The organism is Roseivirga sp. UBA838 (assembly GCF_002296035.1).
GTDB lineage: Bacteria > Bacteroidota > Bacteroidia > Cytophagales > Cyclobacteriaceae > Roseivirga > Roseivirga thermotolerans.
The window spans coordinates 38,451-63,484 of record NZ_DBHC01000017.1 but is presented as its reverse complement, the minus strand read 5'-3'; the positions used below and the strand labels follow the sequence as shown (position 1 = coordinate 63,484).

Here is a 25,034-nt window from a genome sequence, read left to right as displayed (position 1 = left end):
TAGCCATAACCGTAACCATAGCCATAGCCTCTGTTTACCTTAAAGTCATTGAGTAGTAAAGTGGCATTTTTCACAATACCTTTTTTGGTAATATCATTCAAAAATGGAAATACCTGTTTTACTGTATAGTTCTGGCGAACCACAAAAATATTGAGGTCGGCCAGATGAGTAAGGTTGAATGTGTCGGCTACGATACCCACCGGTGGTGTATCTATAATCACCTGTTCATAATGATCCTTTAGATACTGGATCAGTTCCTTCATTTCATCTGAAATGAGCAACTCAGCCGGGTTAGGAGGCACAGGCCCGGCAGCTATTAAGTCTAGGTTTTCGTAAGCCGTCTTTTGAATAATCTTATCCCTATCTACAAAACCGGCCAAATAGTTGGAAACTCCAAAGTCGTTGGTCAATCCAAAATCGTCATAGAGTTTCGGCTTTCTCAAGTCCAAACCAATCAGTACTGTTTTTTTGCCTGAAACTGCTAACATGGAAGCTAGATTGAGCGAACAAAAAGACTTGCCTTCACCGGAGGCATTGGAGGTTACTAAGACAGTCTGTATTTTTCGATCTCTTCCAAAAAACGCCATATTCGATCGAATGGCCCGAAAGGACTCAGACATAATCGATTTAGGATGCTTAAGCACTGCAAGGTTGCCCTCATACTTATTATGGCCAATCATACCAATTACCGGTATTGAGGTTAGCTTTTCGATCTGCTTTCTGAACTCTACCTTATCGTTCAGTACTTCTCTTAAAACAAAGAACATAAGGGGTAATAGCAGCCCTACCCCGGCTCCAACGACATAATTAAAGGGCTTATTGGGAAAAATAGCTTTTACATTAGGTGTAGCCTTATCTACCACTTGGGCATTTGCTTCATTGCTGGCTTTGGCAATTCCTGCTTCTGCACGCTTTTGCTGTAAGAACTGAAACATACCCACATAAACATTGTATATGCGCTGTATATCGCTTAGTTGTCGTTGCTTTTCAGGATAGTTACTAAACTCTTTTTCGGACGATTTTATATCTCGTTCTATTACTTGTAGCTCTTCTTTGTATTCTTCAATCTGAAGACTGGCGTTAGTCTTAATTGAGGAAACTAACCCATTTATTTCGTTGGTTCTCTCCTTAATAATTGGGTTAAAGGGAGCAAGGTTATTCGATAATTTAGCCCGATCAAGAACGAGTTCCTGAAGCCTCTCAAAAGACTTGGTAAGAAGTTGGTTTTCCGACACCATTATTGGCGGGAAAGCATCTTGCCATTTTGTGCTATCCTGAAGAAATAAAAGGTTTTGTTCCAGTGACCGAATTGACCCTTCTAATTCGCCCTTTCTTCTTTCTAAAGCGGTAAGTCTGTTCAAAATGGGGTCCCCAACATTTTCAAGGTTTAGGGTCCTTTCTTCCACTTTTACCCTATCCAGCATAGACTCATATATGGCAAGCGTATCATCTAAAACCTTAAGCTCACGGTTTATATATGAAATTGTTTTATCTGCCAGATCATTCTTTCTCTTTAATTCCTGGCTTCTATATACCTCCATTAAGGTATTGATAAAATTAGCTCCCTTCTTTGGTTCAGAATGATTCAATCGAATCACAGCAATGGTTGTAAACTCTCTTAGAAAAGATACGTTCAAACGAGAGTTCCATTCTCTAACTAAGTCTTCTCTTTCTCTGAACTTAAAAGTGTATGACTTGCCATTCAAACTAACCGACCGCTCGAAAAATACCGTAAAGCTATATGATTCCGTCTGGATCATACTGTTAGGTTTGTAGAGAGGGGACTTAGAATGCTCCTCATCATCTGCAAAGGTTAAGCGGAAATCGTTGTTTTCATAAAAACTAATAAGGAACTCTCTGTTGTAGACCTGTGCATGGTTTTCATTGGGAATTATTAAGAATGGAAGGGTTTTATATTCTTCGATTGTTTTAATCCTTCCTTTAGAATAATACTCAATATTAAAGTCTAAAGAGTCAATTGCTGCGGCAGTAACATCCTCACTTCTCAATACTTCTAACTCGTTCAAAAAATTGGGAGTAAACCCACCTCCAATAAACTCACGAAAAAAGCCCGTGGCTATGTTAGGGTTTTCTTCCGGAATCATTATTGATCCTCTCAATGAATACCTTTCTGTTGTATATCGATGGTATATAAGAACCACCAGCAACCCCATAACACACGAAAGCACAATAATTGGCCAGTTCCTTATTACTTTTATGAGGATAAGAACAGGGTCTATATTTCCTGAATTCCCGCCCGAACCTGTATTGCTTTCATCAAAAAAATCGAATTCGGATCCTGCCATTAGAATCTGGTCAATAAGCTAATAATCAATGTTGTGCTGGATATAACAGAAACAATTACTGAGAGGTTTTGCAAAGCACTGGTACCAACACCTAATTCACGAATTTTTAAAGGAGGGACATAAATCACATCATCAGGTTGAATAAACCAGTACTCTGTGGGAATGATAGCTCTGCCTGTTACATCAATCTCATGAATTCTAACACCATCCGGATAATCTCTCAACAAAATCACATGTTCCCTATTAGCATTCAATGTTAAGTCTCCAGATGAGGCAATCGCTTCAAGCAAGGTAAGCTCATAAACCCTTTCTACCTTGCTACCAGGAGACCCCACCTCTCCATAAATTGTAAAGGGAATTCCTTGAAGCTTAACTCCAACCAGAATATCCAATACACCATCTTTCGTTCTAATAGTATCTTCAATGCTGTACTTTAGTTCATCGGTAGTTAATCCTGCCGCCTTTATTCTACCTATACCGTTAATTTCTATTTCTCCATTTTTATCGATATGATAACCAGTCAGGTAAGGGTCATTGAGGATATTATTTCCATTATTGTTATTTCCACCACCTAGCCCCATCATGGCTCTTCTCTGAAAAATCGGATAATAATCCTCAACAGCTTGAGTCGCTTTGGAAAAAAAGTTAATCAGAAGAATGTCGTTGGGTTGAAGACGGTAGTCAATTCTCTTTAGTTCAATCAATGTATCATTGGCCAAAGCAGGGTCGTCTTCCTTGTTCTGTAAGTACACAATTTTTTCATTGGGAATACAGCTACTTACCAGAAGTACCACAAAAAGAAAGCCCATTAGCTTTAGGGCTAAAGGGCTTTTTCTATTTCTTGTTTTCATTCAACGTCATTATTTGCTTGCTGACCCATTTCAAAGGCCGCTTTGGCCATGGTCAGAAAATCATTCATTTTATGCAGAGGGATCATGTTTGGCCCGTCACTTAAAGCTTTCTCCGGGTTGGGATGAGTTTCAATAAAGAACCCATCGACCCCCACTGCTCCGGCCGCTCTGGCTAAATAGGGAGCAAACTGCTTTTGTCCTCCTGAACTCCCTCCCATGCCTCCGGGTTGCTGTACACTATGGGTAACGTCAAAAACTACGGGAGCGTATTGTCTCATTACAGGAAGTGCCCTCATGTCTACCACCAAATTATGATAGCCAAAAGATACTCCTCTTTCAGTCAAAATAACCTTTTCGTTTCCTGTAGATTTCACCTTGTTTACTGCGTACTGCATATCTTCCGGTGCCATAAACTGCCCACGTTTGATTTTCACCGTTTTACCGGTTTCACCAGCCGCTAAAAGCAGGTCTGTTTGGCGACATAAGTAAGCGGGAATTTGCAATGCTTGCGCCACGTCACTCACAGGTTTAGCCTGGCAAGACTCATGAATGTCAGTGACTATCGGCAACTGGAAATCACGCTTGATTTGGTCTAATACTCGTAGACCATCGTCTAACCCTACTCCTCGAAAGGATTTTGCCGAAGTACGATTAGCTTTATCAAACGATGCCTTAAAGATATACTGAATATCGAGCCTCAAGCAAATTTCCTTAAGGGTTTCTGCCACGCGCGCGCACACCTCATAAGACTCCACCGCGCATGGTCCGGCAAACAAAACCATCTTACCTGAGCCAACCGTAATACTGTCAGACAGTTGAAACCCTTCCTCAAATTTTTTCATCTTATGCTTTCAAGAGTTTGTTAATAATTTCTTCATACTTACCCTGACTCAACAATACCATATCGGCCAGTTCACGAAGAGCACCTTCACCACCTTTTTTAGACAGTACCCAATGAACATGTTCCTTTACCTGCCAATGACCATCGGCCGGAGTACAGCTCAATCCACACCTACTCAAAATGGGTAAATCGTTAATATCGTCTCCAACATAGGCTATCTCACTATCGTGTAAATGAAGCTCCTTTTTCAAGTCTTCATACACCGCCCCTTTATCCTTAACCCCGTGGTAATGCCTGTCTATAGATAACTCGTTACATCGGTTTCTGACTACTCTGGAATCGCGCCCGGTAATTACTACCGTTGCGATTTGGTACTGCTTCAGGTACTTGATAATCTGACCATCTTTCACATTGAAGTGCTTGGATTCCAAGCCATTGTTGTCGTAAATAATACTACCATTGGTTAGCACTCCGTCAACATCAAAGAAAATAGCTCTGATTTTTTTGGCCCTCTCGGTCAATTCTTTTGAAAAGTCTTTCATGTGTATCTGACAAAGGTAGAACGATTAGCAGAAAGCTCACAATAGAAACCTTCACTTCCACCAAACCCGGAAGACATCATGTTGGAACTTGTTCTCTTTCTATGTAGCTATTTGCATTAAAATCACCTTATATTCATAACAAATTCATCGACAATGAAGCTTCTAAAATTCTTACTATCCTTTCTTTTGGCTTTGAGTGTATTCCTAGCACTAAACACTAAAATTGACCCTTTACCCCCTCTCGGTAAGTTCCTGTCGCCCAACCAAGGCATCTGGTTAAACGATGTTTCTGAAGATAACACAGAGGAGCTCAGTATTAAAGGCCTTTCAGCACCCGTTAAAGTACATTACGACAAACACCTCATCCCTCATGTCTTTGCTCAAAACAATTTAGACTTATACCGATCGCAAGGGTATATAACCGCGAAGCACAGGCTTTGGCAAATGGAGTTTCAAACGCATGCATCGGCCGGAAGACTCTCTGAAATTGTGGGTAGTGCGGCCCTGGATTATGACCGAAGTCAGCGAAGAAAGGGTATGCTCTTTGGAGCCGAAAAAGCCTTGGAAAACATGCAGAAAGATCCGGAAATTTTGGGGTACCTGGAGGCTTATCGCGATGGAATCAATAGCTATATAGAGTCTTTGTTACCCAGTAAATACCCGGTTGAGTATAAGCTTTTGGATTATGCTCCAGAGCCCTGGACACTCAAAAAAACAGCTCTACTGCTAATGTATATGACAGACATGCTGGCCGGATATGAGACTGACCTTGAGTTTACCAACTTTATCAACAACTATGGAAGAGGGCGTTTCGACTTTCTTTTCCCTGATTTTTTTGATGTAAATGACCCTGTAATACCAGCCGAAACAGATTGGAGTGATTGGGAAGTTACTGTGCCAGACACTCCTGAAGGAGATTTTCCAATGGATTATATTACTGATGTTTTGCATAAACCAAACCCGGATAATGGTAGTAACAACTGGGCGGTAGGGCCTGATAAATCTTATTCAGGTAATGCCATTTTGGCCAACGACCCTCACCTGCAGCTTAATCTTCCTTCCATTTGGTATGTAATGCAACTCGCTACCCCTGAGAAAAACACTTTTGGAGCTACCTTGCCCGGAGCCCTGGGCATTGTCATTGGTTTTAACAACCACATTTCCTGGGGAGTTACCAACGCCACACGTGATGTAAGAGATTGGTATAAAATAAAATTCAAAGACGAAAAAAGAGAGGAATACTGGCACGACAATCAATGGAAACCAACGACCAAAAAAGTAGAAGAGATTGTTATACGAGGAAGAGAGACCTTTTACGATACGGTTGTATACACTCACCATGGCCCCGTGAGTTATGACGCCTCCTTTAAAGGCAATGGACAGAAAATGGGATATGCCATGCAATGGACAGGGCATTTGGGCGGAAATAATCAAAGAACTTTAATTGAGTTGAACGGAGCCAGAAACTACCATGAGTATGAAGCTGCTCTCGTTCATTTTGTAGCTCCGGCCCAAAATTTCGTCTTTTCTTCTAGAGATGGAGATATAGCCTTATGGATTCAGGGAAGGTTCCCTAATAAATGGAAGGGGCAGGGTAAATTCTTAATGGACGGAACCAATCCTGAGCATGATTGGCAGGGATGGATTCCACAGGCGCATAATGCACATGTAAAGAATCCGGAAAGAGGCTTTGTGAGCTCGGCCAACCAACACCCGGTAGACAAAAGTTATCCTTACTACGTATTCAACGATGGGTACGAAATGTACAGAAACCGGGTAATAAACGATTTCTTCAGGTCTAAAAAGAAATTTACCATTCAGGACTTTAAAGACCTGCACAACAACAACTACAATCTAAAAGCCGCAGAATTGCTTCCTCATATGCTGAAAGTAATGCCAACTGACGGTTTGTCTGAAGAAGAATTGGCTTATCTGAACGAAGCCAAAGCATGGAACTTCTACAACAACACTGACTCTAAAGGTGCCAGTGTTTGGGAAGCCTGGTGGAGCAAACTCAACCGAATGGTCTGGGACGAGTTGAGGACAGATACCCTGGCAATGGTTCCTCCCTTCACCTATCAAACCATTAACCTTTTGAAAAACTTTCCTGACGATCCATTTATGGACAGAGTAAACACCCCCGAAATAGAAACTGCCACCGATCTGTTTGTGGCTTCATTCAAAGAAGGAGTAAAGGAGCTAAACACCTGGAAAGAACGACTGGGTAATTACAATTGGGGTGATGTCAAAGCTACCTACGTAGGTCACCTGCTTCAGGCCTTACCGGCTTTCTCACGCTTCAACCTTCCCATTGGGGGTAACAGCGGAATTGTAAATGCTACATCAAGAAATCATGGCCCTTCCTGGCGAATGATAGTAGAAATGTCTGACCCTCCCAAAGCATTAGGAGTGTATCCGGGGGGGCAATCGGGCAACCCGGGCAGCAAATACTATGATGATCTGGTTGATATTTGGGCTGCTGGCGAATATCTGGAGCTCCAATTTATGCAATCTGCCGAAAACCCTACCGGTGTTTTATTCACCCAAACGCTAAACCCAAAACAATGAAAAAGCTCACCAACTTTATACTCACCTTAGTATTAGGCATCACATTTTCCATATTTCTACCCTGGTGGGCCATTATGCTCGCAGGCTTCATTAGTGGTGCAATCGTTCGCCTACGAAAAGCAGCCGTCTTCTTTGTTCCCTTTCTGGCAATCGCCTTATTTTGGATAGTCAACGCCTGGTTGCTATCTAACCCGAACGACTTTATTCTGGCAAGAAAAATTGCGACACTATTCTTCCTGAATGGAAATGTGGTGCTCTTGCTTCTGATAACAGGCCTGTTGGGTGGTATAGCAGCAGGAGTGGCTGCAGTTTTTGGCAACCAATGCCGACTAATGATGGGCAAGGAAAACCGATGAATACAATAACTACCAATGTACACTTTGTAATAGACTTTGATAGCACCTTTACTCAGGTAGAAGCGCTCGATATTCTGGGAGAAATTGCCCTGACAGGACACCCTCAAAAAGTAGAAAGACTTCAAAAAATAAAAGAAGTCACTGATTTGGGCATGGCCGGAGAGTTATCGTTACGTGAGTCTTTAGAAGCTAGAATCCGTCTGCTCGATGCCAGAAGAGAACACCTGGACGAGCTGGTGACCCGGTTAAAAAAACTCGTTTCCAGGTCGGTAAGCAGAAACAAGCACTTTTTTGAACAATATGCCGACAGAACCTACATTGTCTCCAATGGTTTTAAAGAGTTCATAGTGCCGGTGGTAACCGGTTTAGGAATAAAAGCCGAGCACGTTTTTGCCAATGACTTTGTATTCGATGCATCAGGAAACATTACTGATTTCAACAGGCAAAATGTCCTTTCCTCCAATGGTGGTAAGGTAAAGCAAATTGAGCAGTTGCGCCTCGAAGGCGAAATTCATATGATTGGCGATGGCTATACTGACTATGAAGTTAAGAAAGCCGGTGTGGCCAAAAAGTTCTATGCCTTTACCGAGAATATAGAACGCGACCAGGTAAAAGCCTATGCCGATCATATAGCCCCTAGTTTTGACGAAATTCTTTTTGATAATAAAATGAGTGGAGCCCTTTCATACCCCAAAAACAGGATCAAAATGCTCCTGCTGGAAAATGTTCATCCCAATGCATTGGCCAAACTAAAAGCCGATGGTTTCTCTGTAGAAAGCTATCCGGCAGGCCTCGATGAAGATGAATTAGTTGAAAAAATTAAGGGAATCCATGTACTTGGTATACGCTCCAAAACACAGGTTACAGCCAAGGTGTTACAAGCGGCAGACAAGCTGATGGCCATTGGTGCCTTTTGCATTGGCACTAATCAAATCGATTTAGAAGCCGCCCTTGCCAAAGGTGTGGCCGTATTTAATGCTCCTTTTAGCAATACGCGGTCGGTAGTTGAGCTGGCCATAGCAGAAATCATTATGCTCATGCGGGGCATTCCCGATAAGTCAGCTGATATGCATCGGGGAAAATGGTCTAAAACAGCCAGCAACAGCTTTGAAATAAGGGGTAAAAAGCTGGGAATCATCGGTTATGGCAACATTGGCTCACAACTTTCGGTTTTAGCCGAAAACCTGGGAATGCAAGTACACTACTACGATATAGAAGAACGGTTGGCCCTGGGCAATGCTACCAAATGTGAAAGCCTCGAAGAACTATTGCAGCTGGCCGATGTAGTAACACTGCACATTGATGGAAGGCCGGAAAACACCGGCTTCTTTACCAAAGAGCACTTCGACCTCATGAAGAACGGGGTTATTTTCCTCAACCTGGCCAGGGGGCCGGTAGTGGATGTGCCCGCCTTAAAAGCTGCCATACAATCGGGCAAAATCAGGGGAACCGGTGTAGATGTGTTCCCGGAAGAACCCAAAAGCAATAATGATCCGTTTGAGTCGGAGTTAATTGGCCTACCTAACACCATTTTAACTCCACACATTGGCGGAAGTACCCTGGAAGCCCAGGAAAACATAGCGGATTTTGTTCCAAACAAAATCATGGATTATATCAACACCGGTAATACCGCGTTGAGTGTGAACTTCCCGAATATCACCCTACCGAAACTGAACAATGCTCACCGATTGATTCACATTCACTCTAACAAACCGGGAGTGCTGGCCAAAATCAACAAAGTTCTGGCCGAACACGATGCCAACATTGATGGGCAATATCTCAAAACCAATGAAACTGTTGGGTATGTGATCACCGACATCAACAAGGCTTATGACAAGGACTTAATCACTGCGCTGAAGAAGATTGAGCACACCATTAAGTTCAGGGTACTATACTAGTCAAGCTCCGTAAGGGAGAGATCAGAAACAAGTCTCAAAGCGATGGAAGGGCTGTTTCCGGTTTGGGTCTAAAACTCAAAACCGTTTAAACCCAGGTGAGGTAGTTTCATTTCAGCATTGACTTGCCAAAGCGACAATGCGCTATTTAGATGCTCATTACTTCACCACCAGTCTCCCTCTTTGACTATTCAAACCGTTGGTTACGGTATAAAAATACATTCCTCTTGAAAGGCTTGGTATTCTAAAACTATAGCCTCTGGCCACAATTGGTTCGGTAAGAAGCACATGACCGGAACTATTGTAGAGCGTAAAAAAGGCTCGATGGGTCACCGGGTTATCACGAAGATAGACATTCAGGTCTCCCCCTGCTTCAACAGGATTAGGAAACACCGCAGCCGAAACTTTATTCAACCAATACGTGCTTAACTCTTCCGATCGAATTTGCTCTCCGTTTTCGAAATGAAGCTCAACCCTGTAACCATTATATCCATCAGCCGGACTATCATGAACAAAAGTTATGGTAGTTCCAAAATTCCCGGCTGCAACCACTCCTATTTCTTTCATTGATTCCACCCCTTCTCTGTGTAAAAAACGTATTTGCTCAATGCCCGCCACAGTTCCCAAGGCCAACTCCAGCTCCACTCCTCCTCCTTCTTGCTGCTCCGTAATGAAAAAAGAATTCAAGTAGCATCCCGTTCCAAATTCATAGTTTACAGACGGGCTGGCCAAAGTTTTCTTACCGTTTTTTAGTACCGCACGAATCGAGAGGAACCGGGAGTTCAAACCACCCGATTGAAAAACCGCAGCCGTATCGGTAGTGCTTAGCACAGTTTCCATGGAACCATTGTTCCAGTTAAGTACCTCATAGCTCATCGCTGCTGGCAATTGCTTCCAGGCTATGCGAGTAGAGTCCCCACAGAAATACCCGATACGGGGAACAGTGGTACGATGGACCACGAACTCATCCGAAAGGTATTCATTACCCTCCACAACCATTTTGAGTTGAGCAATAGCCGTAGTATCCGGTGCACGCCATCGGAACAAACCCGCCCGAAGGTCTATGCCGGAAGCAATCTGTTGCCAGGTGTCTCCTTCATTAAGTGTAAGCCAGAGCTCACCACTGTGAGCAGCCAGCGTACTATTCCATCGTAGATAACCCGCGGTCTCACCGTTGTAAGGCACATGATCAGAACCCGTAGGATACACCCAATTGAACTGGTTGGCCGCCTTCCAATCGTAGGCAATAACGTAGGGTTGATCTTCGCCCAAGTGATTAAAAGCCTCCACCCTCAAGGTATAGGAACCGGGCGAAGGGTTCAAAATTCGTATTTGTTCTACGGTATTGAGGCTATCCCGACCTGTTACAGCCTCATCGGAAAGATTGGATGGATTAGGATTTAAAACAAAAGGTTGCCAAACGTTACTCTGCACATCTAAAACTTTGAAATCCAAATCATGAACAATAGCCTTGTCGCTATTCACCACAGCGGCAGGGTCGGTCCAAACCAGTGTTGCCTTAAATTCACTAATGTTTGGCGGAATTTGGACCGTATGATTATTCACAACTCCATTTGACAACACTCCTGATATATACCGTTCTTCTTCAAGTGCTCTCATGGTTGTAAAAGCATTGAGGCTGCCAAATCCTGTTTTAAAATCGGGCCCTGGCGTAAACACATCATCAGCACCATTTATTAGCAAAGCCCTCAGCAAAGCGGCCGGAGCTGGTTCGTTATTTATCTGCTTATATTTTTGCTGCAATAGCACCGCTACACCAGAAGTCAGCGCGGCAGAATTAGACGAACCAAACATACTGTAAGCAACTAAATCGGGTTTAACTCTTCCATCATAGGTGGGACCATTGCTCGAAAACAACACCGGACGATTAAGGGTATCTACAGCTCCCACCAGCAGGGTGTTCTTAGCCATTTTAAAATTACCCGATAAATTGGCATACCCGGTCAACCCGGCATAAGGCCCCTCGCTGTTTGTTTCCAAACCTAAGTTGCCCGATGAAAACACATGCAAAACAGATGGTGTTTGCCAGGCATGCTCGTCATAGGCCGAAGCCAAAGCACCGTAAAAATTCTCAATGCGCGTACCGTAACTATGATTCTGAATATGGATACCCCAATCATTAAAATACTCTGGATCATCGGGAAAGAGGTCTTGTGGAAAAGAAGAAGTAAGCGAAGCCTTGGAGGCCACACCTAAACCTAACACCGAAGTATTTCCGGTTCCGGCAATAATAGTGGCCATTTCTGTGGCATGGTTATCTGTATCTTCGGCCGTACGTGGTGTCGTCACACTTCGGCCCCAAAGGTCTAAATCATCCGGGTCGAACCCATTTTCTTTAATAGAGACTAACTCATTTTGTCCTTTCAGATTGGGGTAGTGATGAAACAATTGCCTTACTCTGTTGGGCACAAGGTTCAAATCTAACACCTTGCTCTCCCATATCGGAAAGAGCTGCTCATTGCCCACATAATGTACTTCGGGCCATTGGAGAATATGTTGCAGCTGCTCCGATGTCAGCCTTACAATAAATGCAGAGTGGTTAGTCAACCGGTAATCAATCGCTTCTGCATCAAGTCGTTCTCTTAATGCTTCGGTTCTAAGCCCCTTTACCACATATGTGCCCATAGTACTTTCCAGAGCAACATTGGCCGAGAGTTTCCAGGAATTGCCAACCTTCCACACCGATTGAACGGTTGATGGGTCGATAGCTTTAGCCGCTAAGCCATCGATAATAAACCATCCGTTGGCAAGTGGGCGAAGTATCTTAAGCCCATGTAAGGAAGCATGTGAATTAGTCTGAATAGCATAAAAATCATCAGGTCGAGCCTTCACTTCCTTTAGCCCTGTTTCTCTTTCAAAAAAGGAATATGAAGTGTTAACCTGGGCTAAAACCAACTCTGAATTCCCCCAAAAGAATACGGCAATTAATGCACAGAGTAATCGATTAGCTACAGTCTTCAAGTTGATTTAATTTATTAATGATATTACTAAATAACCTCTTGATATGTTAATACACAAATTAAATAGTTTAAATACATTTTTCAGCAATTCACACTAAAGTACAAGCATAATACATTAATTAGTTTTATTTTTTAATATATTTTATTAACATTAATTGTTGATTATTTACAACTCAACCTTAACATTTATTATTAACTAAACATCACTTACAATGCAAAAAGTAAAACTATCATTGCTTAGTGCCTTTAGCGCACTTTTGATCATGATCTTTGCTGTCTCTTGTACCGAAGATCAAGATCCAACAGAGCTCCAACAGGAGGAAATAAGCGAAACCGTTAAAAACCAATTTACCGAGTTGGGTTTTGACGTAAGCGACATCAGAATGTCAAAGAGTTCTGAGGTTCTGGATCCTGCTTATGAAGCCGGCAATTATGTGCTTGAAAATGACATCATCATTACTCCGGAAAACCTGGAGAAAATGCTGAAAAGTAAAATTGAGCACGTAGGAGCGGTTGGTGAGCAGTACCGAACCACCAACCTGGTAAATGCTCCCCGCACTATTAATGTTATTGGCTATACCGGTGGCAGCAACGCCCTGGACAATACCATGAGAACTGCCTTGCAGTGGGCCATTAACAATTATAACGCCCTGAATACCGGTCTTACATTTACACTAACTTTTGGCACCAACTATCAGCCATACGATATAGTAGTGTACCGTGTAAGCGGTGGCGGTGGCGGGTCTGCCGGGTTCCCTAGCGGTGGCAACCCCTACAAGTATGTTCAGATTCAGTCGGGTACAAGTAGCTTTGGTACAAATGTAACTGAGCACGTAATTACCCATGAAATCGGACACTGCCTTGGCCTTAGACACACCGACTACTTCAACCGGTCGCTCTCTTGTGGCACCGGAGGAAATGAAGGTTCTGGAGGTGTAGGTGCCATCCACATCCCTGGTACTCCTACCGGATTCGACCCCAACTCCATTATGCTATCATGCTTTAGCTCTAATGAAGATGGTGAATTCGGGCAGTATGACATTGCTGCTTTGGAATACCTGTACTAATTATTTGATTTCATAGTCTGTAAATAATCAACACAAAGGAGGCCAATCGAGAGGCTTTGAGTTAAATAACACCTTCATAACCCTGATGTTATTTAATCCGGCTTCGTTGATGGCCTCTTTTATTTTTACCACCTCATCCACAAACCCTCCCACATTATAATAATTCACCCAGCCCCGCTGCCTACATTTCGCATTGCACGAGTCAGGAAATAGCCTTACTTTTTCATCTTCAATCTTAAACCTATGAAGACATTAATGAGAAGAGTAGCAGGAGCCCTCCTACTACTGACAATACTCGTATTACAAGCCTGTAACAGTGGCGAAAAGGCCGATTCAATTTTCTACAATGGAACAATCTATACGGTAGATGACAGCAACCCACAAGTAGAAGCTGTGGCCGTAAAGAACGGCATGATAATGGCCACCGGCTCTAAAGCTGAAATAATGAAACTACAGGGTGATGACACGGAAATGGTAGACCTGCAGGGACAAACCATGACACCCGGTTTTATAGAGTCGCATGCCCACATGATGGGCGTAGGCTACAACAAACTGGAACTGGACCTGATGTATGTAAAAACCTATGACGAATTGGTTGAAAAAGTAGCTGAGGCGGTTGAAAAAGCTCAACCCGGTGATTGGATTACCGGAAGAGGTTGGCACCAAGATAAGTGGATAGAGAAGCCCGACCACATGGTTAAAGGCTTCCAGACTCATGATAAACTTTCAGAAGTAAGCCCTAACAATCCGGTGTGGCTGAGACATGCCAGCGGCCATGCTGCCTTCGCCAATGCCAAAGCCATGGAACTGGCGGGCGTGAATAACCTGAGCATTGAGAGCCTGCAGGGAGAAGTAGAGGGAGGAGAAATTATTAAAGATGAACTAGGCAACCCTACCGGAGTATTTACCGAACGGGCAGCTTCTATAGTAGGCAAACTCGTTCCGGCAGAAACAGAAGAAAGAGCCGAACAAGCGCTCCAAATGGCTATCGATGAATGCCTGAGACTCGGAATTACCAGTTTTCACGATGCCGGCTCCGGCCAGGATTTCATAGACCGATTGCAGCGATTCAAAGATCAGGGCAAGCTCAAAGTAAGAATGTATACCATGCTCACAGGCCGATCGCCACAACTCCTGGAAGAGTGGTACAAAAAAGGCCCGATGATAGACCCCGATCATTTGCACACCGTGAGGTCCATTAAACTGAATTGCGATGGTGCCCTTGGCCCTAGAGGAGCATGGTTGCTCGAAGAGTATACCGACAGACCCGGCCACTACGGCCATGAAACCCTCCCCATGGAAACCGTAACCGAAGTATCTGAAAAAGCTCTTGCTTCCGGCTTTCAAGTATGCTCTCACGCCATTGGCGACCGTGCCAATAGAGAAATACTCGATCGCTACGAGGCAGCATTCAATAAATACCCCAACATTGACCGAAGAGCTCAGCGCTTTAGAATAGAGCATGCCCAACACCTTAGTGAAGAAGACATTACCCGCTTTGGAGAAATGAATATTGTAGCCGCCATGCAGGCCATTCATATGAGTTCAGACAGGCCTTGGGCCATTGACAGGCTCGGTGAAGAACGCATTGTTGAAGGCGCCTATGTATGGCAAAAACTAATGCAAAGCGGTGCTGTAGTTTGTAATGGTACTGATGCTCCCGTAGAGCCTCTGGATCCGCTACCGTCATTTTATGCTTCCATTTCAAGAAAAACTCTCGAAGGTTTTCCTGAAGAAGGCTTTGAAGCCGACCAGGCTATGACCCGGGCGCAGGCTCTTAAATCATACACTTTAGATGGTGCCTATGCAGAGTTCGAAGAAGACTTCAAAGGCTCTATTGAAGTTGGAAAAGCAGCAGACTTTACCATCTTCAACAAAAACATTATGACCATTCCTGAGCAAGAGATTCTCAAAACCAAAGTAAGCATGACTGTGGTGGGAGGAGAAATTGTTTACAAGGCAGACTAATCGGCCTCCAAAAACGTAAAAACATTCCCGCTATTCATGGAAAACTGTGAGTAGCGGGTTTTTTATGCCCCTCTGGCTTTTGATGCGCACTTTGGCTTGGGTATTTAGGCCTTGTTTCCGAGCTTTAGTGCACACATATGGAAGAGCTACTCCTCACTCATTACCAGATTCAGGTCAAAACCATTGAAGAACTGGAAGGCTACATAAGCCACAATTATAAAGTTATTGGCCACGAGGCCAACTACGTGTTAAAAGTATATCCCAACACCCCGAGAGTTAAGGAAGAGGTGCTGGGTGAAATTGCGCTCGTTCGTCAGCTAGACCATTTGAATAGCCGACAAATTTCAACCACCATCCCCAACAAAAACAATGAGCTTTTAAGCACCGTTTCGCTCAACGGAAAAGAATGCCTCCTTCAACTCATGAGCTATATTGAGGGAACATTTTTGGCGGAAACCACACATACTCCTCAGCTGTTTGAAAGCTTTGGGCAGTTCCTGGGCCATATGGACCAACGACTCATTAATTTTGAAAATAGTGCCATAGCTAGTCGCAGACTCGTTTGGAACCTCGATAATTTTGAGTTGGCAACCCCTCTCGCACAATACATTACCTCTCCCTCTAAAAAGAAGCTGGTTGACCATTACATTATTGAGTGGCGCCAACACGTTGCCCACAAACTCCCCCATCTCAGGCACAGTATTATTTACAATGACGCCAACGACTGGAATGTATTGGTCCACGATTCGGCATTTGGAATCATCGATTTTGGTGATGCCTCCTACTCAGCCCTTATCAACGAAGTAGCCATTGCCTGCACCTATGCTCTCATGAATAAGGAAGAGCCCCTAAAGTGGGCTTCATATCTGGTTAAGGGCTATCACAGTGTGATGCCACTGCAAGAAGAAGAATTAAACCTACTATATTATCTAATAGCCGGTCGATTGGTTACCAGTGTGTGTAAGTCGGCCGAACAGGCCAAAGCACAGCCGCATAATACTTACATTCAAATTAGTGAAGAAGGAGCCTGGAAGCTTTTAGAGAAATGGATAACCATTGGACCTGTCCTTGCCGAAAACACTTTTCGCGAGGCCTGTTCGTATCCTCCGAAAAGCCCCCCTCCCCTTGAAAACCAGATAAACAATCGTCATAAATTCATTAGCAAGGGACTCTCCATTAGTTACAATACACCTATTCATATGGAGTCGGCCATATTTCAATACATGTTCGATAGGCATGGAAACCGGTTTTTAGATGCCTATAACAATATACCGCATGTAGGCCACCAACACCCAAAAGTTGTAGAAGCTGCGCAACGTCAAATCGCAAAACTCAATACAAACACCCGGTACTTGTACGATGCACTCCCCCAATATGCAGAAAAGCTCTTAAGCAAATTTCCGGACCACCTCAACCGTGTATTTTTTGTAAACTCCGGAAGCGCAGCCAGTGACCTTGCCATTCGGCTGGCCCAAAACTTCACCTCCCGAACGAACATTGGGGTAGTACAACACGGCTATCATGGCAACACCCGCACTGGCATTCAAATAAGCCCCTACAAATACATGGGAAAAGGAGGAACCGGGCGTGCAGAAAATATTGTCGAAGCCGAACTCCCCAACTCCTACAGGGGACGTTACAGAGGAGCAAGCGCTGGAGAAGCTTATGCACAAGACTATATTAACCATTTGAGCCAGGGTAAACCTCTGGCGGCTTTCATTGCCGAACCTATTGTGGGTTGCGGAGGCCAGGTGCCTTTGGCCAATGGCTTTCTGAGAAAGCTCGTCCCTCATCTACGAAACAGTGGAAGCCTATACATAAGCGATGAAGTTCAAACCGGTTTTGGCCGCATGGGCAGCCACTATTGGGGCTTCCAAATGCATGAGGTTTCTCCGGACATTGTGGTACTGGGCAAGCCTATTGGCAACGGCCACCCCATGGCAGCCGTGGTTTGTACTCAGGCCATAGCCGATGCTTTCGATAACGGCATGGAATTTTTCTCATCCTTTGGAGGAAACCCCGTTTCATGCGAAATAGGATTGGCCGTACTCGAAACCATTGAAGAGGAAGGCTTACAGAAAAATGCCTTAGAGGTTGGCAATTATAAAAAGGATCTATTTACTACCCTGGCAAAACAGTTTCCTCAAATTGGTGACATTAGGGGTTCAGGACTGTTTCTGGGCTTAGAGATTATTGCCGATGATGACCTGACACCTCACACTCAACTGGCCTCCGTTATTAAGAACGAATTGAGAAACAGGCACATTCTGGTAAGTACAGATGGTCCACACGACAATGTCATTAAATCGAAACCTCCTATGTGCTTTAACAAGACCAATGCAGAAGAGCTTGTGTCGGCTATGCACGAAATTCTAACCAGAAACACCTAAAATAAAAAGCCGCTTTTGAAGCGGCTTTTTATTTTACCCATAAGAACTCAGAGGTCTTTTCGAACCTCTATTAAAGACAAGATTTGGGCTATCCTTTAAACTCGCAACAGTCCACTGTTATCCTGCACTAAGTACGAGGTCCCGAAAAATCGGGATGAGGCCTTGTTTTGAGAGGGATTCACCCGGTATTTGAGTTAGAATTGTAAAGTTCGAAAACTGGTCTAAGCTCAAATGGGTATTTCTTTTTTCCCTGTTAATAATACAAACTTATGAAGCCTTTGGTTTCAAGAAAAAAGAAAAGCACCTTATTTCAGCCAGACATTCATAAAGTACACCATCTTACGTTTTCCAGCCACTTTTTAGTAGCTTGCAGGTTTAGACACGACTCGACTATTGGCACCAAATAAAGACAACATTCTCTCGCGGGACTTCATCCTGCATTTTGTTTCGTATTTCTTAATGGCCTCGGCCTTTTACTTTTTACTCCCTACCCTACCCATTTATGCCGTAAACGCACTCGATGCTAACAAAAATCAGGTGGGCTATATAATTGGCGTTTATGCACTGGCCGCCTTGTTGGTAAGGCCATTTTGTGGCTATGTACTCGATGCCTACGGCCGCAGATCGGTTTACCTTTGGGCTTTGTTGTTTTTTACTATTCTTACGGCCGCCTATCATCTGGCTTCGACCTTTTTCATTCTACTCATCATTCGGGTGTTTCATGGCATCGCCTGGGGAACTATTACCACAGGGGGGAGCACCATTGCAGCCGACCTTATACCTGAGTCGAGGCGCGGAGAAGGCATTGGATACTTTGGCCTGGCTATGACCTTCGCCATTGCCTTAGCTCCCTACGGAGGCGACCAGATTATGGGCCAAAACAACTTCGTCAACCTTTTTAGCATTTCTGCCATTGTAGCCCTGGCCGCTTTGGTATTGGCTCTGGTAGTAAAAGTGCCAAAAATCAAGACCGGAGAAACGAAAATTCAGCTCTCCAAAATGTTCGACAAGCGAGTAAATCGCATTGCAGTAGTCATGTTTACAGGGGCTTTCCCTTTTGCGGCTATTATTTCATTTATACGCATATACAGCGATGAACTGCAAATTAATCAAGGGGCTCTGTTCTTTATTTTTATGGCCATAGGCGTGGCGATTGTAAGGCTTATTGTTGGCAAAATTATGGACCGAAGAGGCCCTTCTGCTTTGGTAGCTACAGGCCTGCTAGTGACTGTAGCAGGGCTCATTTGGTTGCGTTATATCGATAGCTTTTGGCCACTGATGGCTGTGGGTGTATTAGTTGGCTTTGGCAATGGCATCATAATGCCTACGGTGCAAACCATGGCGCTCAATATGGTTCCTATGGAGCGCAGAGGAGCCGCCAATGCTACCTTCTTTTCAGCCGTAGACCTGGGCATTGGAGCTGGCTCAATTGCTCTTGGCTATGTAGCCGAATATTGTGGAATAGGCATGATGTTTTTTATCTGTGGAGTGATACTTTTGTTCCCGTTGGTGTTCTATTTTCTCTTTGTAAGAAAACACTATCATCAACATGTTGAGGAACTAAAAGCCGCAGAAAACAATGCCTAAAAAAATATTCTTTACCCCCGGCCCGTCCGCTCTATATTTCACGGTAGAAGAACACCTAAAAGCCGCTCTTAAAGAGCAGGTTATGGAAATCAATCACCGCAGCGCTCAGGCCGAAGCCTACTACCGGCAAACCGAAGAAAACCTTAAAGCCCTCATGAATATTCCGGCCGACTACCGTGTGCTTTTCCTCAGTTCGGCTACAGAAATTTGGGAGCGTCAGCTCCAAAACTTCGTCACCCAAAAGTCTTTTCACTATTGCTATGGTGCCTTTTCCAATCGCTTTTATGATTTTGCTAGCGACTGGAAACTGAGTCCGGAAAAGGCCGAAGCCCCGTTTGGCCAATTGCCGGATACCAATCCGAACCTTATTCCTTCAGATACTGAACTGATTACTATGGCCCTCAATGAGACCTCCACCGGGGTGGCCTTCCCTACGGAAAGTATTTATACCATTCGTCAAAAGCATAAAGAAGCCCTTATAGCTGTCGATGGTGTTTCGGCCCTCCCCGTAACGGATCTGAATTTCTCCATGGTGGACAGCGTCTATTTTTCTGTACAAAAATGCTTTGGGTTGCCTGCAGGTCTGGGCGTATGGATTGTGAGCCCCAGGGCAATAGAGGCTGCCAAAAGTAAGCTACAAAGTGGTCAGAGCATAGGCAGTTACATGGCACTCCCAAATCTGGTGAAGAATGCGGAAAAAGGGCAAACCACTTATACAGCCAATGTATTGGGTATATACCTTTTAGGCCGAGTTGCCGGAGATATGTTAGAAAAAGGCATTGATACCATCAGGCACGAAGCGCGCTACAAGTCGGCCTTATTGTACCATACCCTGGAGCAACACCCTGAGCTTACTCCGTTTGTCAGCGAAAAACACCTGAGGTCTCAAACGGTGGCTGTAGCCAATACTTTAGGAAGCTCTAGCGTGATTATTGATGCCCTAAAAGCCAAAGGTTTGGTTATCGGCAATGGCTATGGCCAATACAAAGGAAAACAAATCCGCATTGCATCATTTCCAACACATTCTAAAGAGCAAATAGAGCTTTTGGCAGACCTTATCAATCAATTATGAGGCAAGGGCCAGTGAAGAAAACCAAGAATATTATTTCTATATTTATTCGCCTTGCATATTCACCAAATATTAATTTTGCACCGAATTCTTAGTCTATGCCTTCACGAGAAAAAATAATGGTTTTGATGGATACCTCAGATGCAGACCGCACACTACTGAGGTTTTTGGAAGTAATTGCCACCACCAATGAAACCAAAGAGATTCACTTCTTTAACAGCATTAGTGAGATAAAAATACCGGAAGAGGTACTACGAGACTTCCCTGAAATTAAGGATAAGGCCATTGAAGAGCGTAAAAGTAAAATCAGTACACTGGTAAAAAATACGCTCCCTAAAAATCTGCAAGATATCTCAAGCTATCACATTAAAGAAGGAGCTCCGTCTAAGGCCATTCTTAAGTTTGTAGACAAACACAACATAGATCTCATTATGATGGGGAGACACAAGAACTTCATTGGAGGAGGTGTTCTTTCCAACCGTCTGGCCAGAAGAGCAGCCTGTAACCTATTCATCATTCCGGAAGAGGCAAAACCTACAGTGAACATGTTGCATGTTCCGTGCGACTTCTCCAAGCACTCTAAAATTGCCATGGAAGAAGCCATTAAAGTTGCCCGTAAGTATCCGGGAGTAAAGATTGTATGTCAGAACGTATATACAGTGCCGGGGGGCTATCATTACTCAGGCAAAACCTACGAGGAATTTGCCGAAGTGATGCGTGCCAATGCGGAAAAGGATTACAAAAAATTCATGTCAGAAATAGACCATGAGGGGGTAGACCTTGAGGTGGTTTATTCATTAGACACCAACGACAATCCGGTGACGGATATCATAGACTTTGCCCATGAAAACAATCCGAGCGCTATTTTTATTGGCGTAAAAGGAAGAACATCTACTACTGCCCTCTTTATTGGAAGTCGCGCTGAACAACTAATTCAGTACAACAATGATATTCCTATGATGGTGGTAAGGCCTAAGGGGCAAAACTCAGGCTTTATCGATCTGATTAAAGAAATCTAATAGGTTTTTCATAACCACACGGATCGGGTTTGTTAACCATAAAAAAAGAGCTTCTCAAAACTCCTGCTTTCCTCTTCAAGAGTAAGTAAAATCCGGAATTTTGAGAGGCTCCTTCTCTAGCCCGGCTTTGCCAAAGGCCAAAAACTGATAGGCTATTTGCCCTTCAGACGCTTTTCTTCTTTCTCTACCCAGGCCAACAAGGTTTTGGTTTCTTCTTCGGTCAATTTCATTTCAGGAAAACGCTCTACCATTCTTTCAGGAGGCATTTTACCATCTTCCAAAACCTCGAACATTTCAGCTACAAAATGCTCTTGCTCCTCTTTATTCATTTGAGGTACCTTAACCCATTGCAGCTTCTCTTTTGCCTTTTCATTACGAGCATCGGGTTTATGACAGTTCATACACTTCTTCTCTACAATGGCTTTTACATTTTCGGGAAGTTCAATTTTAGCATCCTGCTCCTGTGCATCCCTGCTTTCATTGGAGCTTGGTGCTACCACAAAAGCACTTGTCAAAAAAAACAATGCAGAGAGACCAAAAATAGCTTTGAGTTGGTTTTTCATAGTTTGTTATAGGTTTAAAAAATTAATGGTTCGACAATTGGTTCTTCAAAAGGTTTAAGATTTCTTGTTAGCCAACTCCCTTGCCGTAAGTCGTTTAAGCATAAACAGAGCGGTAAGCAAAACAGCCATAGGGATTAGCGTATAGGTAAAGGCTTTTTCGGCTCCCAGTGTTTTAAAAAGATAGCCTACAATTCGAGAGCCTATGGTACCTCCCAAGGCTGAAAAAATAATAATGAGCCCTGACATGGGACTATGCAGCTTTTTAGGTAATGCACTAAGTACTGCCGAATTGAGCAATGGATATATGGGAGCTATAAACAAGCCAACCAAGGGAAAGGCGTAGCCAATCAGGGGCACATCCGCCAATGTTTCCACTCCATCTATATTGGCATTTACAGCTTCAGGCAACACAAATAGCACCATAGCCATTGCCCCTAATATGCTCACTACCAAAACTACATGCCATGAAAATAATCGCGACAACTGCCCCGCTAGCAAGCGTCCAATACCCAGCGAAATGGCCAAAATGCTCGCCATCATTATCGCCACGTTTTCAGGCAACTGCATAACCTTCTCGTTAAAAGTCGGCAGCCAGGTCATTATTCCCTGCTCCACCATCACAAATAAAAATGCGGCTCCAACAAACACCAGTACCAAACCCTTGGCTATCAGAGAAATCATTTCCATAAAATCGGCCGAAAGGCTATTGCCGGGAGCTTCATACGAGTGCTCAAACCGTGCCTTCCAGAGCAGCACAAAAGCCACAGAAGTAAGTCCAGCCAAAACCCAATATACATTGAGCCATGCATTGGGTTGGTCAGGCACATTAAATGCGGGGAAAAGAAAATAGGCCAGAGCAATTCCAAACATAAACACCCCTTCTATATTGCTCATAAAACTATTATGCTCCTTCTGGCTATTGGTTACCAGGCCAATTACCGAGTATACAGCCACTTTAATAACACCGAAGCTTATACCCACCATCAGGAAGTGGAGCTTAGTAGTTAAAAAAGAATTACCGAAATACATTACCAGGCAGGCTATGGTCACCACCCCAAGGGCAGTCAGCATTCCTTTTTTATATCCTATTCTTGGTAGAAAAGAAGCGATAAGAAAAGAAGTTACCATTATGGAAATGTCTTTAAACCCCTCCAAAGTGCTTGCTTCTACCTCATCTACCCCAAAAACTTTTTGCGACTTAAGAATAACGATCCCCACAGAATTGAGCAGAATGGCAAAAACAAAATAGTTGATGTACAACGAAAGCTTGATGGCCTTGTGATTCATAGCTTTTAATTAAAGTAGCACTCGGAATATAGTGAAACTTCCTAAAAGAGCCCACTTATACCATCTGTAGCTCCGAATTTGACAGATAATCTCTATTTTGATGAGATGAAAAGGCAAGGGATGTTTCTGATACTTCTGTTCCTCTCTACTCACCTAGCCATAGGCCAACGAGCTAGAGATTACAACATTACTATTGGTGTCCTACCCACCGGAAAATGGAATGCCATTACGGATGTACCCGGGGTAAAAGTTGGTCACACCACTCTCATTGAAGGCGAAACTGTAAGAACCGGAGTAACCGCCATTCTTCCCCATGCGGGAAACATATTTCAAGAAAAAGTACCGGCCGCCATTTATATTGGCAATGGCTTTGGCAAACTCGCGGGAATCAGCCAGGTGCAGGAGTTAGGCAACCTGGAAACGCCTATTATTCTTACCAACACCTTGAGCGTACCTATGGGCATACAGGGTACTGTCAAATATACGCTTGACCTACCCGGCAACGAAAATGTACGATCGGTAAACGCGGTAGTGGGTGAAACTAACGATGGCGGCCTTAACGATATTCGAGGTATGCACATTACTGAAAACCATGTAATAAAAGCCATTCAGGGAGCACAATCCGGCCCGGTAACCGAAGGTAATGTTGGAGCCGGAACAGGCACCATAGCCTTTGGGTTTAAGGGAGGTATTGGCACCTCATCCAGAAGGATTCCGGAAACATTGGGAGGTTATACGGTGGGCGTTCTGGTACAATCGAACTTTGGCGGCAACCTAACCATTGCCGGAGCTCCCATAGGACAAGAACTTAACCGGTACCCGTTCAGGAGTGCTATTGAGAAAAGTGATGGTTCATGCATGATTGTAGTTTTGACTGACGCTCCCCTGGATGCCAGACAACTGGAAAGGCTGGCCAAAAGAGCCATGTTGGGATTGGCCAAAACCGGGGGAATCGCCTCCAACGGTAGTGGAGACTATGTAGTAGCTGCCTCTACAGCCGAAAACATGAGAATTGCATACCAAACCGCTCATACAACCGACACGGGCGATGTATTGAGAAATGACAACATATCGCCATTATTTATGGCCACCATTGAAGCCACTGAAGAAGCCATAATTAATTCGCTAATAGCGGCTAAACGCATGGAAGGCAACGGCCGAACCATTGAAGCACTACCGATGGATAAAGTACTGCCCTTGCTGAAAAAATATGGAGTTACTCGATAGAGGCCCGCATAGCATCCAACACCTCGCTGGCTCCCTCTATCGACTGAATATCAATACCTTCGAAGCCTTTCATCCAGCATGCGAGCGCCTCATCGACCTGTTCCAGCACTTTGAGCCCCTTAGCTGTAATGAGCACATCTTTTGCCCTTCGATCCGACTCACAAATAGTGCGCTCAACCAACCGTTTTGTTTCCAGCCTGTCTACAATTCTGGAAGCATTCGACATACGATCCAGCATACGCTCTATAATAGTATTTACCGTACATGGTTTAGGATACTGGCCTCTTAGTATGCGCATTACATTGTATTGCGGAGAGGTGATACCAAAGGTCTTTAACAGCTTGTTCTGCTTGTCTAACAACCAGCCGTTGGTGTAAAGAATGTTAACTATCAATTTTTCGTAAGAACTCTTAAAGTCCTTGCCCTGTTTTATATCTTCCGCGATTCCCATGGGTCTTTGGTTGGATGACGCCTAAAATTAACACATTGTACTAATTCTTCCACGTCAGTAAATACA

The 25,034-nt window shown here is 43.9% G+C and carries 18 protein-coding genes; 10 read left to right on the top strand and 8 right to left on the bottom strand.

The window, feature by feature from the left end:
- The 4 genes from B3O12_RS06030 to B3O12_RS06015 form a co-directional block, all read right to left on the bottom strand.
- On the bottom strand, positions 1-2,306 hold a 2,306-nt coding region (locus B3O12_RS06030; RefSeq protein WP_286755655.1), incomplete at its 3' end, for a GumC family protein.
- Positions 2,306-3,157 carry a polysaccharide biosynthesis/export family protein gene (locus tag B3O12_RS06025; RefSeq protein ID WP_286755654.1) on the bottom strand — a complete coding sequence of 284 codons (852 nt, stop codon included), beginning with the start codon at positions 3,155-3,157 and terminating at the stop codon, positions 2,306-2,308. The genes B3O12_RS06030 and B3O12_RS06025, both read right to left, overlap by 1 nt.
- Positions 3,154-3,999, bottom strand: coding sequence for a 3-deoxy-8-phosphooctulonate synthase (gene kdsA / locus B3O12_RS06020; RefSeq protein ID WP_286755653.1), 846 nt, complete (start codon positions 3,997-3,999; stop codon positions 3,154-3,156). Before kdsA ends, B3O12_RS06025 begins: the two co-directional genes overlap by 4 nt.
- Before the next feature lies 1 nt (position 4,000).
- The gene (locus B3O12_RS06015) at positions 4,001-4,540 is read right to left on the bottom strand and encodes a KdsC family phosphatase (protein ID WP_286755652.1); all 540 of its coding nucleotides are present in this window, start codon (positions 4,538-4,540) and stop codon (positions 4,001-4,003) included.
- A 153-nt stretch (positions 4,541-4,693) separates the two neighbouring features.
- Between B3O12_RS06015 and B3O12_RS06010 the strand changes: the two genes are divergently transcribed.
- From B3O12_RS06010 to serA, 3 genes are read left to right on the top strand one after another with little or no spacing between them, the layout of a single operon-like run.
- The gene (locus tag B3O12_RS06010) at positions 4,694-7,108 is read left to right on the top strand and encodes a penicillin acylase family protein (protein WP_286755651.1); all 2,415 of its coding nucleotides are present in this window, start codon (positions 4,694-4,696) and stop codon (positions 7,106-7,108) included.
- On the top strand, positions 7,105-7,464 hold the full coding sequence (locus B3O12_RS06005) for a hypothetical protein (RefSeq protein WP_286755650.1): 360 nt from the start codon (positions 7,105-7,107) through the stop codon (positions 7,462-7,464). The genes B3O12_RS06010 and B3O12_RS06005 overlap by 4 nt, the downstream gene beginning before the upstream one ends.
- Before the next feature lie 5 nt (positions 7,465-7,469).
- Positions 7,470-9,362: a phosphoglycerate dehydrogenase gene (gene serA, locus B3O12_RS06000; protein ID WP_189630821.1), complete on the top strand. Its 1,893-nt coding sequence runs from the start codon at positions 7,470-7,472 to the stop codon at positions 9,360-9,362.
- 156 nt (positions 9,363-9,518) lie between these two features.
- On the opposite strand, the gene B3O12_RS05995 is transcribed toward serA, so the two are convergent.
- Positions 9,519-12,341: a S8 family peptidase gene (locus tag B3O12_RS05995; protein ID WP_286755649.1), complete on the bottom strand. Its 2,823-nt coding sequence runs from the start codon at positions 12,339-12,341 to the stop codon at positions 9,519-9,521.
- 211 nt (positions 12,342-12,552) lie between these two features.
- Between B3O12_RS05995 and B3O12_RS05990 the strand changes: the two genes are divergently transcribed.
- From B3O12_RS05990 to B3O12_RS05965, 6 genes are all read left to right on the top strand, one after another.
- On the top strand, positions 12,553-13,407 hold the full coding sequence (locus tag B3O12_RS05990) for a M57 family metalloprotease (protein ID WP_189630620.1): 855 nt from the start codon (positions 12,553-12,555) through the stop codon (positions 13,405-13,407).
- 243 nt (positions 13,408-13,650) lie between these two features.
- Positions 13,651-15,375 carry an amidohydrolase gene (locus B3O12_RS05985; protein ID WP_286755648.1) on the top strand — a complete coding sequence of 575 codons (1,725 nt, stop codon included), beginning with the start codon at positions 13,651-13,653 and terminating at the stop codon, positions 15,373-15,375.
- A gap of 137 nt (positions 15,376-15,512) precedes the next feature.
- A complete protein-coding gene (locus B3O12_RS05980; protein ID WP_286755647.1) occupies positions 15,513-17,765 on the top strand; it encodes an aminotransferase class III-fold pyridoxal phosphate-dependent enzyme in 2,253 nt (750 codons plus the stop codon).
- 393 nt (positions 17,766-18,158) lie between these two features.
- Positions 18,159-19,352, top strand: coding sequence for an MFS transporter (locus tag B3O12_RS05975; protein ID WP_189630618.1), 1,194 nt, complete (start codon positions 18,159-18,161; stop codon positions 19,350-19,352).
- Positions 19,345-20,424: an aminotransferase class V-fold PLP-dependent enzyme gene (locus B3O12_RS05970; RefSeq protein WP_286755646.1), complete on the top strand. Its 1,080-nt coding sequence runs from the start codon at positions 19,345-19,347 to the stop codon at positions 20,422-20,424. The genes B3O12_RS05975 and B3O12_RS05970 overlap by 8 nt, the downstream gene beginning before the upstream one ends.
- A gap of 95 nt (positions 20,425-20,519) precedes the next feature.
- A complete protein-coding gene (locus B3O12_RS05965; protein WP_189630616.1) occupies positions 20,520-21,440 on the top strand; it encodes a universal stress protein in 921 nt (306 codons plus the stop codon).
- Between the two features lie 152 nt (positions 21,441-21,592).
- On the opposite strand, the gene B3O12_RS05960 is transcribed toward B3O12_RS05965, so the two are convergent.
- Positions 21,593-22,003, bottom strand: coding sequence for a heme-binding domain-containing protein (locus B3O12_RS05960; protein ID WP_286755645.1), 411 nt, complete (start codon positions 22,001-22,003; stop codon positions 21,593-21,595).
- Positions 22,004-22,057: 54 nt separating this feature from the next.
- On the bottom strand, positions 22,058-23,290 hold the full coding sequence (locus tag B3O12_RS05955) for an MFS transporter (RefSeq protein ID WP_286755644.1): 1,233 nt from the start codon (positions 23,288-23,290) through the stop codon (positions 22,058-22,060).
- A 105-nt stretch (positions 23,291-23,395) separates the two neighbouring features.
- On the opposite strand from B3O12_RS05955, the gene B3O12_RS05950 reads away from it, so the two are divergent.
- On the top strand, positions 23,396-24,517 hold the full coding sequence (locus tag B3O12_RS05950; RefSeq protein WP_286755643.1) for a P1 family peptidase: 1,122 nt from the start codon (positions 23,396-23,398) through the stop codon (positions 24,515-24,517).
- Here the strand turns inward: B3O12_RS05950 and B3O12_RS05945 are convergent.
- Complete coding sequence (locus B3O12_RS05945) at positions 24,507-24,968, bottom strand: MarR family winged helix-turn-helix transcriptional regulator (protein WP_286755642.1); 462 nt, start codon at positions 24,966-24,968, stop codon at positions 24,507-24,509. The genes B3O12_RS05950 and B3O12_RS05945 overlap by 11 nt on opposite strands.
- Positions 24,969-25,034 lie beyond the last annotated feature (66 nt).